Origin of the sequence: Acinetobacter sp. NIPH 284 (genome assembly GCF_000369425.1) — a bacterium.
GTDB lineage: Bacteria > Pseudomonadota > Gammaproteobacteria > Pseudomonadales > Moraxellaceae > Acinetobacter.
This window is the reverse complement of sequence record NZ_KB850009.1, coordinates 101736-116306: the sequence shown is the minus strand read 5'-3', so window position 1 is coordinate 116306 and position 14571 is coordinate 101736. Positions and strand designations below refer to the sequence as shown.

The 14571-nt window shown below is 40.6% G+C and carries 11 protein-coding genes and 1 pseudogene; 9 read left to right on the top strand and 3 right to left on the bottom strand.

Annotation, left to right across the window (positions count from 1 at the left end; all coding sequences use genetic code 11):
• A partial coding sequence (locus F908_RS01410; protein WP_005156371.1) for a transposase occupies positions 1-285 on the top strand: 285 nt, incomplete at its 5' end.
• Positions 286-300: 15 nt separating this feature from the next.
• Positions 301-2118, top strand: a pseudogene (locus tag F908_RS01405) (hypothetical protein); the annotation flags it as partial.
• A gap of 66 nt (positions 2119-2184) precedes the next feature.
• On the opposite strand, the gene aroE reads toward F908_RS01405, so the two are convergent.
• Both aroE and hemF read right to left on the bottom strand, forming a co-directional pair.
• On the bottom strand, positions 2185-2973 hold the full coding sequence (aroE, locus tag F908_RS01400) for a shikimate dehydrogenase (RefSeq protein ID WP_005156365.1): 789 nt from the start codon (positions 2971-2973) through the stop codon (positions 2185-2187).
• Positions 2974-3106: 133 nt separating this feature from the next.
• The gene (gene hemF, locus F908_RS01395) at positions 3107-4048 is read right to left on the bottom strand and encodes an oxygen-dependent coproporphyrinogen oxidase (RefSeq protein WP_005156355.1); all 942 of its coding nucleotides are present in this window, start codon (positions 4046-4048) and stop codon (positions 3107-3109) included.
• A gap of 232 nt (positions 4049-4280) precedes the next feature.
• On the opposite strand from hemF, the gene hemN reads away from it, so the two are divergent.
• Positions 4281-5651, top strand: coding sequence for an oxygen-independent coproporphyrinogen III oxidase (hemN, locus tag F908_RS01390; protein WP_005156354.1), 1371 nt, complete (start codon positions 4281-4283; stop codon positions 5649-5651).
• A 54-nt stretch (positions 5652-5705) separates the two neighbouring features.
• On the opposite strand, the gene ribA is transcribed toward hemN, so the two are convergent.
• Positions 5706-6308 (bottom strand): GTP cyclohydrolase II, encoded by a 603-nt coding sequence (gene ribA / locus F908_RS01385; protein WP_034602576.1) that lies wholly within the window; start codon positions 6306-6308, stop codon positions 5706-5708.
• Positions 6309-6614: 306 nt separating this feature from the next.
• Here ribA and dxs point away from each other — a divergent pair, with 306 nt between their 5' ends.
• The 6 genes from dxs to F908_RS01350 all read left to right on the top strand — a co-directional run bounded on the left by dxs (position 6615) and on the right by F908_RS01350 (position 14571).
• Positions 6615-8510 carry a 1-deoxy-D-xylulose-5-phosphate synthase gene (gene dxs / locus F908_RS01380; RefSeq protein WP_005156352.1) on the top strand — a complete coding sequence of 632 codons (1896 nt, stop codon included), beginning with the start codon at positions 6615-6617 and terminating at the stop codon, positions 8508-8510.
• Positions 8511-8645: 135 nt separating this feature from the next.
• Entirely contained in the window at positions 8646-9476 is an 831-nt protein-coding gene (locus F908_RS01375; RefSeq protein ID WP_034602537.1) for an inositol monophosphatase family protein, read from the top strand.
• 449 nt (positions 9477-9925) lie between these two features.
• On the top strand, positions 9926-11878 hold the full coding sequence (locus F908_RS01370; RefSeq protein ID WP_005156350.1) for a DEAD/DEAH box helicase: 1953 nt from the start codon (positions 9926-9928) through the stop codon (positions 11876-11878).
• A gap of 421 nt (positions 11879-12299) precedes the next feature.
• Positions 12300-13118 carry an ABC transporter ATP-binding protein gene (locus tag F908_RS01360; protein ID WP_005156344.1) on the top strand — a complete coding sequence of 273 codons (819 nt, stop codon included), beginning with the start codon at positions 12300-12302 and terminating at the stop codon, positions 13116-13118.
• The gene (mlaE, locus tag F908_RS01355; RefSeq protein ID WP_005156340.1) at positions 13115-13894 is read left to right on the top strand and encodes a lipid asymmetry maintenance ABC transporter permease subunit MlaE; all 780 of its coding nucleotides are present in this window, start codon (positions 13115-13117) and stop codon (positions 13892-13894) included. Before F908_RS01360 ends, mlaE begins: the two co-directional genes overlap by 4 nt.
• A complete protein-coding gene (locus tag F908_RS01350; RefSeq protein WP_005156338.1) occupies positions 13894-14571 on the top strand; it encodes an outer membrane lipid asymmetry maintenance protein MlaD in 678 nt (225 codons plus the stop codon). Before mlaE ends, F908_RS01350 begins: the two co-directional genes overlap by 1 nt.

Below are 14571 nucleotides of genomic sequence, written 5' to 3'. Positions count from 1 at the left end.
TTTCATGAATTACATTCAAGTCATTGGAAAATAGAGCAATATCACCGAGTGATTAAACAGGTTTGTCATATTGAAAAGTTTCAAGTAAGACGATCTAAACTGATTTTGAATCATATTTTTTCAGCCTTGATGGCCTACGTTGAGATACAAAAGAACCAGTTTGAGCGGATCTTTGAAAATATATATCGTTGGCAGAAGAAATTATTTAGACCAATGATCAAAAACTTCATTGATGACTTTATTCTCGATAAAAATCATCTGCTACCACAGAGAATCTATAAATGATAGTGCGTAAGTCCTATAGATTTAAATAATTATAAGTTTTATATCAATTACTTTGCTTTGATGCCGTATTTGGTGAACAAAGAAAATCAAAATAATTTAGCTTATTTGGATTTTTCAAAATATCAGGCAATGTTTAAGCAAGTGGATTACAAAAAATTTGCAGAGTATGTGAAAGCTTCAAGTGCTGTGTATTACCGTTTAGCTGATCAAAATAACATTCAAGCATTGTCTGTCTCCGCTGCTGATCGAAATTTAGGAGTAGTCGAAAAAATTCGCTTAAAAACATCGATTGAAGAATTAATTTTACAAGCGAATTTGTACAGCAAAGTGAATGAAAAATATTTAATGCAAAGCATTTTAAATATTAAAGAACAAAACTTAGAAAAGCTGATTGCTGATGAAACCAATGCTGTAAGCAAAACCAAGCCTGATGCAGCGGCATCCATATTAGCGAGTAAAGATTCCGCAGATGATGCAAGTGTCGTCAGTCAGCAATTATATCGTTTAGTGAATCAGCACTTTGGTGTTGAAGATGAAGCTGATCCAAAGGTATCCGATGCAGCGCAGCAAGCGATGGATGCTGCCAAAGCTGGGATAGTCACTGACGATTCAGAATCAGCTGATGCTGCCGCAGATGCAGCTTCTTCCTCGGAAGATGAGCAAGGTTTAACAGAGGCCCAATGTACAGCGCTTCAGAATGCTCAACAGGCTGCTTATGGAGATGCACAGTATTGTGAAAGTATTTACGATATTGATGTTTTTAATGCGAAAAAAGCCGAATCAGGTTTTCTATCTTATGTTGAAAAATTACAAAGCGTAGAAAAAGAATTTGCTGTATATGATGAAAATCAATTTGTTGATGATCAGGCATTTAAAGCGCTGTGGATCAAGCATCAGGCTGAGATTGAAAAAGCATTGCCTCCTCAAGACAAACGTAATCCATTTACCATGGATATTGGTTTAGATGCGCAAGGGCGAGCAGTTAAAATTGATTATGATTTGAATTATGCACTCCCTGAACTCAAGTCTCGTTTTAATCTTAAAGCAGATATGTTGATTTCCAATTATGGCCAAGCAACGCCAATTGATCAGGCTCAATTGAAACGAGCGAAAACATGGGCTGAAGCAAGTAAAGGCTCAATGTTGGAACAAGCAATCGGTAGTTTCTCAGAGAAATTGGGACAGACAGGCATTCAAGAGCGTTCAGCTGAACCTTATACGTTATCTTTAGAAGATCAACTCAAAATCATTGCAGAACAGCGATATGATGCTACACACAGTTATGAGCAAACATTTAAAGCAGTATTTATTGCCAAGCTGATAGAAAATAAAGCAGAAATTGCACAACGTTATACAAGTCAGGAATTGCAGGAAATCGCGGCTGTTTATGCCTATTGGTATGCCACAGATGACATCTATAACCCACAAGGTAAGGCGTTGAAGAGCATTGAAGCATTACAGAAGAAACATCATCTTGAGCAAGATGATCAGTTTGATGACAAGTTGGGACAAGCTGTTAATCGTATTGTAAATGATGCGATGCATGGTGATAAAGATCGTCAAGCTTGGAAAAATCTACAAGCTCAATATAAGCAGCCACAGCAGCTATTTGCTCAACAGTATCAAGTTCAATTTGAGCGCGCTAATGGAGTTTCGAGTGAGGAAAAACCACTATTAGCACAAACCGCAACGATTTTGGGACAAGTATATGTCGATGCTCGTAAAAATCAGTTGTCCGAAAAGAGCATTAAATCATTAAAGATTGAGCATAATGAATTTATTGATTATGAAATCTTTAAAGAAGTGTATTTGAAAATGCTAACGGCAAAATAATTGGCGATTACTTGAAAAGAACCTGCGCAATGCAGGTTCTTTTTTGCTTACTAATTTATAGATGGGTTATAAGAAATCTTTTAATTCAGGTTTGACCCCATTCCAAATAGAAAAAGCTTCAATTGCTTGACCCACCAACATACCAAAACCATCTGTTGATGGAACTTGACGCTCTTGAGCTTGATTCAAAAAGCTCGAAGGTTTGCCATAAGCCATTTCATAAGCATGGTGAAAAACCAAGCATTCAGGAAGCTGTAAAGTATCACCAGTTAAGCTAGCAGAAGTGGCATTGATGACAAAATCAAATTCACCAGCGAGTTGCTCCAAGCTGAGCGCTGAGAGTTGCGCCTGCGGCACGGCATCTTTTAAATCTGAGACCAATTGTTCAGCTCGAGCAAGTGTACGGTTGGCAATGACAATCTGTTTTGCGCCTGCCTGTACCAATGGATAGATCACACCACGGGTCGCACCGCCTGCCCCTAGAATTAAAATACGGCTATTTTCAAGATTCCAGCCCAGAGCCTGAATGGCGGCAACCAAACCTTGTCCATCAGTATTGTCACCATACAGTTTGCCATCCTGCATCCATAAGGTATTCACGGCTTTGGCAATCTTGGCGCGTTCAGTCAGTTGATCACATAAGGCAAAGGCCTGCTCTTTAAAAGGAACAGTCACATTCATACCCACACCACCTTGAACAAAGAAGTCTTTGGTGGTTTTTTCAAATCCATCCAGTGGTGCAAGAATTTTTTTATAGTTTAAATCAACTCCTGTTTTTGCTGCAAAAGCATGATGCAATTCTGGTGAGCGGGATTGTTCAATCGGATTCCCAATGACAGCAAATTGTTTGGTCATACTTTTATCCAAAGTTGAAAGAGGGGACAGAGGCTATTAAACATATTTGAATGCTTATGCTGAGACAATATACGATAATCTTTAGGTACAAAAAAAGCACCTAAATTCAGGTGCTTTGAATAATTACGGTCAATTATTTATTTAAACTCAACCAATCTCTAGGTTTTAGATAATAATCTGTTAAGCGTTTTTCTATTGAGTCGGCATCCCATTCAGGGCGATACGACCAACCCGCGAGATTAGGCAGGCTAACTAAAATCGACTCAATACGACCACCTGTTTGCAGGCCAAACAGGGTACCGCGATCGTAGACTAAATTATATTCAACATAGCGACCACGACGATACAATTGGAATTCACGTTGAGCTTCGGTATAAGGTTGTTCACGATGCTTTTCAAAAATAGGCAAGATTGCTTCTAAATAACCATTACCAACGGCTTGAATATATTTAAAGCAAGTTTCGAAGTCCCATTGGTTCAAATCATCAAAGAATAAACCACCTACACCACGTTGTTCATCACGATGTTTTAAGTAGAAATAATCATCACACCATTGTTTATGTTCAGCATAAACATGTTCGCCAAATGGTTGGCATAAGTCATAAGCGGTTTGATGCCAGTTTTGAATATCTTGATCATCTGGATAGAAAGGTGTGAGATCAAAGCCACCGCCAAACCACCAAACAGGGTCTTGACCCTCAGGTTCAGCAACAAATAAACGTACATTGGCATGTGAAGTTGGGATATTGGGATTTTTAGGATGAATCACTAAAGAAACGCCCAACGCTTGTGCTTTTGCACCTGCGATTTGAGGATGGCGTTCCGTTGCAGAAGCAGGAAGTTTACTGATGTTGATGTGGGAAAACATCACTCCGCCTTTTTCAATCACTTCACCATTTTGCAGAACTCGAGAGCGACCACCGCCACCTTCGGTTCGTTGCCAATCATCAATGATAAATTCAGCGGTGCCACCGCCTGCACGTTCCTGTTGTTCTAATCCTGCACAAATACGTGCTTGTAAGTCGAGTAAAAACTCGCGAACACGTTGAATATCAGCTGAAGTTGGATGCTGCATTTCAACCTTCTAATCATTAAAAAAGATGGAAGGATATGTACCATGAAATCATAAAAAAAATAAGCTGATTTTATGATTCAAACTGCAATTAGATAGTTGAACGACTTAAAGGATCTAATCGATTTCACAATAATTATTCCGACTAAAAGGGTTGGTTGATTTCTTGGGTTAAGCTCAGCAGAATGTATTGATAATGCTTGTTGTTGCAAGCTGAACATCAGATAGGCACGTTATGACTCAAGTTCATTCACTTATTCAAAAATACAATGTTGCAGGACCACGTTACACCAGTTATCCGACTGTTCCGTACTGGCAAGAACAAGATTTTAGTTTGGAAATGTGGAAGCAAACTTTAAAACGGGCATTTGATGAGACAAATACGAGTGAAGGGATTAGTTTATATATCCATTTGCCATTTTGTGAAAGCTTGTGCACTTTTTGTGGTTGTCATAAGCGTGTAACCAAGCGCCATGAAGTGGAACAACCTTATATTCAAGCCGTGTTAAAAGAATGGGAGTTGTACTGCCAGTTGCTTGTCGACAAACCGAGGATTAAAGAAATTCATTTGGGGGGAGGAACTCCGACATTTTTCTCTGTACAACACTTGATCGAGTTGATTAATGGGTTATTGGCAAATGCAGATGTATCCGATGAATATGAATTTAGTTTCGAAGGACATCCTAATAATACGACTCGAGAGCATTTACAAGCCCTATACGACCTAGGTTTTCGCCGAGTGAGTTATGGGGTGCAGGACTATAACGAAAAAGTTCAGAAAGCAATTCACCGTATTCAACCATTTGCTCATGTACAACAGGTTACAAATTGGGCACGTGAAATTGGCTATACCTCGATTTCACATGATTTGGTCTTTGGCTTACCATTTCAGAACTTGACTGATGTGTTACACACGATTGAACAAACGAATAGTCTAAAGCCAGATCGTTTGGCATTTTATAGCTATGCTCATGTACCTTGGATTAAAGGCAATGGACAGCGTGGTTTTAAAGATCAGGACGTACCTAAAGATGAGTTGAAACGCCAGTTATATGAAGAGGGAAAGAAAAAACTTTTAGCACAGGGTTATCATGAAATTGGTATGGATCACTTTGCTTTGGAACATGACAAAATGTATCAAGCTTTCCAACAAGAAAATCTGCATCGTAATTTCATGGGGTATACCTCATCAAAAACGCAAGTCATGATTGGCCTAGGTTTGTCTTCAATTAGTGATAGTTGGTACAGCTTTGCGCAAAATGAAAAAACACTAGAAGATTATTATGCACGTTTAGAGAAGAATGAGATTCCTGTATATCGTGGACATCTTTTAACAGAAGAGGATTTAGTCATTCGCCAACATATACTCAATTTAATGTGTCACTTTAGTACTTCATGGCAGAATGAAGCATTGTATTTTCCAGAGTTACCTGAAGTATTAGCACAACTAGAGGAAATGCAGAATGACGGTTTGTTAAAGATGACATCAAAGGATATCCAAGTAACCGAACAAGGCAAAGCATTCGTAAGAAATATTTGCATGGCATTTGATTTACATCTTCGCCGCAAAATACCCAATAACCGTATTTTTTCTATGACGATATAAAACAATCGCTTATTTTTTTCGAATTATCATGAGCTTGATTGAATCAAGGATGACTTAGAAGTCATCCTTCTGGTAAAGATGGTCCATACGCTCACGTTTGGTCTTTAAATATTGTTCATTAAATGGGTTACGACCTACTGTTAACGGTACACGGTCAACCACATGAATGCCTAAATCCGTCAATGCCTTTAATTTTAACGGGTTATTCGTAATTAACTTAACTTCTTTAATTTGTAGATGATCCAGCATAATGCTACACATATCATAACGACGTGCATCCGCAGGAAGATTTAATAACAGGTTTGCATCAACAGTGTCATGTCCTTGATCTTGAAGTGCATAAGCTCGGATTTTATTGGTCAATCCAATGCCACGACCTTCTTGACGTAAATAAAGGATGACACCTTGACCTGCTTCATTGATCAAATGTTGGGTTGCTTGCAGTTGAGGACCACAGTCACATTTCAGTGAGGCAAAAGCGTCGCCCGTAAGACACTCTGAGTGAATACGAACTAAAACAGGAGTATTTGGTGGAGTTTCTAAACCTTTAGAAAGCGCCACATGTTCTTCACCCGTCTTTGGGTCTTGAAACACGGAAATATTGAAGTCACCGAAAGCAGTTGGTAGCTTTGATGTTGCAATAAATTCAATCGGCACAGATTTATTCACTATTATCAGAAAAACTGTCAAAGTATAGCCTAATGTGTGAAGATTGCGTGAATTAGAATGTCTGATTTTTCACACAAGTTTTTCTTTTTCATACAAAGCACACAATAATGGTTGATAAACAGTGACATAATTCAGGATAATCTGATGGCTATACTGTAAATGTATGCAAGAGAATGTTCAGCACTACATCATTCGCCCATGTGGCTGATTGAAGGTGCATCATGTTTAATTGTATGATCACCCCCATTTAACCCAGCTTCGGATTTGCCAGGCTTAAAAAGGCTTTGCCACATTATGTTGTATACCGAAATTCCAACTCAACGCCCTGTTACGCCATTGTTGGATGAAATCGATCATCCTGAGCAATTACGTCAGCTCGAGCAAAGCCAACTCCCTCAAGTGGCAGATGAGTTGCGTCAATATATTTTGTATGCAGCAGGACAAAGTGGTGGTCACTTTGGCGCAAATTTAGGTGTGATTGAACTGACAGTTGCTTTGCACTACTGTTTCAATACACCAAATGATCGTTTAGTTTGGGATGTAGGGCATCAAGCATATCCTCACAAAGTCCTGACTGGACGTCGAGAACGTATTACCACAATTCGTAGTAAAGGTGGTTTAGCTGCATTTCCAGCACGTGATGAATCTGATTTTGATACTTTCGGTGTAGGACATTCTTCAACAGCAATTTCTGCTGGATTAGGGATGGCACTGGCTCGTCGTTATCAGCAAAAACCTTGCGAAGTTGTTGCCATTATCGGTGATGGTGCAATGACAGCAGGGATGGCTTTTGAAGCCATGAATGATGCTGTTGCGCATGATGCTGATCTAATCGTTGTATTGAATGATAATGATATGTCGATCTCATGCAGCACGGGTGGTTTTGCAAAACATCTCGCTGCGATTTGGGAAACGGGTCAATTGGTCAATGTAAATGAACAGGGCGAAGCTTATGTTCAGCCACATCCAAAATGGACATACAATTCGCGTTTGCATCAATCCGCAACAGATGCTGCGGATAACTTATTTAAAGCGATCGGTTTTGATTATTTTGGGCCATTTGATGGACATGATGTTGAACAACTCACACAAGTTTTTCATGCGCTAAAAAAACGTAAAGGCCCTCGTTTAGTTCATATTTATACCAAAAAGGGTAAAGGTTTTGCGCCTGCTGAAGCAGACCCGATTACCTATCATGCGATTACTAAAATTGCAGCTAGAGCATCTGCACCTGCAAAAAAATCACCGCCTAAATACTCAGACGTGTTTGGACAATGGTTATGTGATGAAGCAGCGCAAGATGATCGTTTACTCGCAATCACTCCAGCGATGTGTGAAGGTTCAGGGATGGTTCAGTTTGCAAAGCAATACCCTGAACGTTTCTTTGATGTTGCGATTGCTGAACAACATGCAGTAACTTTAGCAGCGGGTATGGCGTGTGAAGGCTTAAAACCAGTTGTCGCGATTTATTCAACTTTCTTGCAACGTGGTTATGATCAATTGATCCATGATGTTGCCTTGCAAAATCTAGATGTCACTTTTGGGATTGATCGTGCTGGTTTGGTCGGTGAAGATGGTCCGACCCATGCAGGTGCATACGATTATGCCTATATGCGTACTGTACCCAATATGGTGATTATGGCGCCAAAAGACGAAAATGAATGTCGTCAAATGCTACACACTGCATATCACTATAATGGACCAACTGCCGTACGTTATCCACGTGGTGTTGGTACAGGTGCTGAAATCCAACAGCAAATGACTGCTTTAGAAATTGGTAAAGCTGAAATCATTGCGCAATTTAATCAGGACGCAGATCAGCAGATCAGTATCCTTGCTTTTGGTAGTCGTGTTGCAGCATCAGTTGAAGCAGCAGAATTATTTGCAAGTAAACATTCGGTTGCTGTACGTGTGGTCAACATGCGGTTTGTAAAACCATTAGATGAGCAGATACTTCGTGACTTAGCTGCAGACACAAAAATTTTCGTGACTGTAGAAGAACATGCGGTTATGGCGGGTGCGGGAAGTGCAGTAAATGAATTTTTAGCACAAGCTAAAATCATTAAGCCAATTTTAAATCTAGGTTTGCCAGATGCATTTTTACATCAAGCAACTCATCAGCAAATGCTTGCAGATTGTGGTTTAGATGGACAAGGGATTTTTGCTTCAATTGAGAAAGCTTGGTTATAGATCGCTAACGCTTTGTAAATTAGAAAATAATCTTTCGCAAACATTTTTTACCTAAAAGCCCTTATATTTGATAGAATATGAGGGCTTTTATGCATTATTCTTTGTCAAAATCTTCAAATTTGTAGTGGGTGTTCAATGGAACCTATGGTGGTTATGGCTGCGCGTGCGGCTCAAACAGTTGGTCAAGAGCTTTTAAAGGCACATCAAAATCGTCATAAACTCGATTTACAAGTTGAAGAAAAAGGCATTGATGGTCCAGTAACGCGTGTTGACCGTTACATCGAACAGCTTACAATTGATACGCTTCGTAAAAGTTATAAAAACCATAGCTTCCTTGGTGAAGAGTTTGGTATGCAAGAAGGTAAAGGTCACGATGCAGATTGGTGCTGGGTGATTGATCCTTTAGATGGTACTCAAAACTTTATCAACGGTTTCCCTCATTTCTGTATTTCTATCGCTGTACAACATAAAGGCGTAACTCAGCACGGTGTGATCTATGATCCAGTGCGTGATGAATTATTCTCTGCAAGTCGTGGTCGTGGCGCAGTCATGAACCAACGCCGTATCCGTGTCAATGTTAAAGACTCTTTAGAAAGCACATTCCTTGCGGTAGGTCATCCTTATCGTGCGAAACGTAATGGTGAAATCGTTTCTTATGCAGAACAACATTTCGCTTCTTTGTTGGCTGTCACCAAATCAGGCGCGCAAATCCGTCGTGGTGGTTCTGCTGCGCTAGACTTGGCTTATGTGGCCGCAGGTCGTTTTGACGGTTTCTTTGAGCTTGGCTTAAAACCGTGGGATATTGCTGCGGGTGAGTTGATTGTAAAAGAAGCGGGCGGTGTGGTTGTGGATGCTCGTGGTGGTAATGAATCATTTGATAATGGTCAAGTACTTGCTTGCTCATTGAAAATGTTAAAACCACTGATGCAAACAGTTGTTCCAGCTTGGGGCGATGCTGCAAAATAAATTTTAGATTAAAAAACCCTCAATAATTTGAGGGTTTTTAATTATGATCTGATCATAATGAAGGAGTTATTTTTATAATTTCATCTTCTTTAATCGGTCAGATAAAAATAATAAAGGTGATCCAGTAGAAAAACCTATTAAAAAGGGTGACTTTTAAAATTATTCTGCTATAATCCGCCCACGCACTTAAATTCCAGTTCATTACCTGAACATTCAGTTCTATTCATATTAGCGCACGCTGTCCATAGAGAGGACCATATCTTGCGCCCAAATCGCTTAGCGATTCTTCAGGTTGAGGCAGTAATCAAGCGTGCGTTTAGTCCACATCGTCGTTATTCGGATTGCCGCTGAACTTCATCTATTTTCAGCTTGAGTCGCTTTGCCGCTTTTTGCCGATGTCTATTTTTTGTATTTATTAAAATGGAGCACCCATTAGGGTGAAACTCTCTATGAGCAAAACTTTTGCCGAATTTTCTTTGCACGAAACCTTACAACAAGCCCTAGAAGGTTTAGGTTTTACAAGTCCAACTCCTGTGCAAGAACAAGCGATTCCAGCTGCGTTAGATGGAAAAGATTTATTAGTTTCAAGCCAGACAGGTTCTGGTAAAACTGCAGCATTTTTACTCCCTACATTAAATGCTTTGGCAGGTCAGGAAACTTTTGTGCCATTTAAAGAGCGCATGAAAGCTGTGACTCAACCAAGCATCTTGGTTTTATGTCCTACGCGTGAATTGGCTCAACAAGTAAGCCAAGATGCGATTGCATTTGTACGTCATATGAAAGGTGTTCGTATTGCTGCAATCATGGGTGGTATGCCTTTTGGTAAGCAAATTCAACAACTTAAAGGCGCACAAGTGATTGTTGCAACGCCAGGTCGTTTGCTTGACTTAGTAAATCGTCGTCAATTGAAACTTGATAAAGTTGAATCGTTAATCGTCGACGAAGCTGACCGTATGCTTGATCTAGGCTTCTCTGAAGATTTAGAAGCAATTGGCGAGTTAGCTGCAAACCGTAATCAAACATTAATGTTCTCTGCGACTTTTGCTGATCGTATTATTCGTCTTGCTGAACGTATGATGAATGATCCACAACGTATCGCAATTGAAACCGGTCACAGCACTAACACTGATGTAACACAAACATTACATTGGACAGATGGTTTTGAGCATAAGAAAAAATTACTTACTCACTGGTTGTCTGACGAGTCAGTAGATCAAGCTGTTGTCTTTGCAAGCACGCAAGAAGATACAGATATGCTTGCTGAAGAATTGGCTGAAGCAGGTCACTCAGTTGTTGCATTGCATGGTGCTATGCCACAAACCGTTCGTAACCGTCGTTTACGCAGCATCCGTGAAGGTCGTGCAAAAATCTTAGTTGCAACTGACGTAGCAGCACGTGGTTTAGACGTACCAACTATTTCTCACGTGATTAACTTCGGTTTACCGATGAAAAACGAAGATTATGTACACCGTATTGGTCGTACAGGTCGTGCAGGTCGTACAGGTCAAGCGATTACACTTGCGACTTATCGCGAGCGTGGCAAAATCCGTGCTTTAGAAGATTACTTAGATGCACGTTTAAATGTATCTGAAATTGAAGGTTTAGAGCCATCTCCACCTCCTGCTCGTTCAGGTCGTGATGGTGGCGGTCGCGGTCGTGATGGCGGTGGTCGTGGTCGTGGCGGCCGTGATGGCGGTCGTGGTGGTTTTGGCGGTGGTCGTCGTTTTGAAGGCGAGAGCAATTTCAAACGTCGTGAAGGCAGTGAAGATCGTCCACGTCGTAGCTTCGATGATAAACCACGTGGTGAGCGTCCATCATTCGGTGGTGAAGATCGCCCACGTCGCGAGTTTAACTCTGACCGTCCACGTCGTGAAGGTGGTTTTGAAGACCGTCCACGTCGTAATTTTGATGATAAACCACGTGGTGAACGTCCATCATTCGGTGGTGAAGACCGTCCACGTCGCGAGTTCAATTCAGATCGCCTACGTCGTGAAGGTGGTTTTGAAGATCGTCCAAAGCGTAGTTTTGGTGGTGAAGATCGTCCACGTCGCGAGTTCAATTCAGATCGCCCGCGTCGTGAAGGTGGTTTCAATGATAAACCGCGTTTTGATTCGAATGATGACAATCGTGGTAACCGTGTAGATTACAAACCACGTCGTGAAGGTAGCTTCGGCGACCGTCCAAAGCGCGATTTTGGTGATCGCCCACAACGTGAAGGTGGTTTTGGTGACCGTCCAAAACGTAGTTTCGGTGGTGAAGATCGTCCAAAACGTAGTTTCGGTGGTGAAGACCGTCCAAAGCGTAGTTTCGGTGGTGAAGACCGTCCAAAGCGTGATTTTGGTGATCGTCCAGCACGTGAAGGTGGCTTCGGTGGTGACCGTCGTCGCAAAAACGATTTTTAATCGTTAAAAAAACCGATGAAAAGAAGAGCCAGTTGTAAAACTGGCTTTTTTATTTAGGATTAGTCATGTAAAATTAAAAAAATGCCTACTAATTCAAATTTTATAGAAGAAATGAATAAACTTAAACAAAATAAAAGTCTTTTAAGTCAAATATGGTCATTCATTTGTGGTGAAGGGTTGCCATGTCTATTTGTTATTTTAATGCTTTGTAATGGGTTATTTTTTGCATATGCACTTATTGCACGCAATAATACCGATTCTTTGAATGCAAGCTTACAACATGAGTTGAGCACAGAGGTTGATAAAAAGAACAATTACATAAATTAATAATCTTCATACGTAGCATATCAAAATAAAAACAAGCGCTTAATCTTTCAGTGTATAGTATGCGTGCATAAAAAGTGCAGGAATGAATGCCAGTATGAATAACAAATCTCCTCTCGATGCTGAAGCCCTCATTGAAGTTAAAAACTTGAGCTTTAACCGAGGGGAACGCGTCATTTATGATGATGTCAGTCTTAAAATTCGACGTGGTCAAATTACTGCAATTATGGGGCCTTCAGGAACAGGTAAGACCACTTTGCTCCGTTTGATTGGTGGGCAGTTAATCCCTGATCATGGTGAAGTATTGCTCGATGGTAAGAATATTGCAGCCATGTCTCGTCCAGACTTGTTTGCTGCACGCGCACGTATGGGGATGTTATTCCAGAGTGGTGCGTTATTTACTGATATGTCAGTTTATGAAAATGTTGCATTTCCTATTCGTGCGCATACACAATTACCAGAACATTTGATTGCTGAGTTAGTCGCTTTAAAGTTGGAGTCGGTTGGGCTACGTGGTGCTGAACCCTTAATGCCATCTGAACTTTCAGGAGGTATGAATCGTCGTGTTGCCTTAGCGCGTGCGATTGCACTTGATCCAGAATTGATTATGTATGATGAGCCATTCGCTGGCCAAGATCCAATTGTTAAAGGTGTTCTAACACGATTGATTCGTTCTTTGCGTGAAGCTTTAGACTTAACAACAATTATTGTCTCGCATGATGTCGCAGAGACATTATCGATTGCTGATTATATTTATGTGGTTGCTGAAGGTAAAATTCAGGGTGAAGGTTCACCTGAGCAGCTACAGGCACATGCTTCCCCATTTGTACGTCAATTTTTAACAGGCTCAGCTGAGGGTCCTGTTGAATATCAATTTACTCATCAAGCATATTTAGATAACGAGGTTCGTGCATGAATACTATTGCCTGGTTAGGTAGACTCGTTATTGAGCGAATAAAGGGGATAGGTGCAGCATCACTTATGCTTATCCAGATTTTATTTTCAGCGCCTTCAAAGGGGGGCTTTCAACGCTTTGTCTATCAAATGCATCGTGTTGGGGTCATGTCTCTGCTGATTATTGCTGTGTCAGGTTTGTTTATTGGCGCTGTCCTTGGCTTACAGATGTATAGCATTTTGGTCACTTTTGGTAGTGAAGCTATGTTAGGGACTGCGATTTCGTTAACTTTGTTACGTGAACTTGCTGCGGTTGTTGCTGCATTACTATTTGCAGGGCGCGCAGGCTCGGCTCTCACTGCCGAAATTGGTTCAATGAAACAGAGTGAACAATTAGCCAGTATGGAAATGATTGGTGTTGATCCACTTCGTGAAATTGTGGCTCCGCGTTTGTGGGCAGGTATTGTGAGTTTGCCGATGTTGACTGTGATTTTTGCAACGATCGGTATCATTGGCGGCAAGTTGGTTGGCGTAGATTTTTTAGGTGCTGATGAAGGTTCTTTCTGGGGTGGTATGCAAAGTACAGTTCAGTTTGGGCATGATATTTTTAATGGCACTATTATTAAAAGTATTGTTTTTGCGCTGATTTGTACATGGGTTGCGGTCTATCAAGGTTATGCTTGTGATCCAACACCAGAGGGTATCGCGACTTCGATGACCAGAACGGTCGTATATTCTTCACTTTGTGTATTAGGTTTTGATTTCGTGTTGACTGCGGTCATGTTCGGAGGGATTTAATGAAATCACGTACTAGTGAGCTGGCCGTAGGTATTTTTGTGATTATCTTCGGTATAGCTCTATTTTTTCTTGCGATGAAAGTTAGTGGTTTAGTGGGTACAAATCTACGTGATAGCTATAGCATGACAGCGCAGTTTGATAACGTAAATGGTTTAAAACCACGAGCAAAGGTGTCCATGAGTGGTGTGACCATTGGTCGTGTAGAATCTATTACGCTTGATCCAGTAACACGTTTAGCAACAGTTAAGTTTGATTTGGATGGTAAATTAACCAGCTTTAATACTGAGCAATTAAAAGAAGTGCAGAAAAATGCCTTAGAAGAATTGCGTTATAGCTCAGATTATCAACAAGCTGATGCTGCGAAACAAAAAGCAATGGAACAGCAACTTATCAGTAACATGACCTCCATCACCAGTTTGGATGAGGATGCTTATATTATGGTTGCAACCAATGGCTTACTGGGTGAGAAGTATTTGAAAGTTGTACCAGGTGGTGGTGTGAATTACCTAAAGCGTGGTGATGTTGTTTCAAATACCCAAGGTACAATGGATTTAGAAGATTTGATCAGTAAATTTATTACTGGTGGTGCTGGTAAAGCCACATCAAGCTCAACAACTTCAGAGAGTTCGGCATCGCAGTCAGTTGCTACTGAAGCAGAACCATCATTTGTTGAGTAA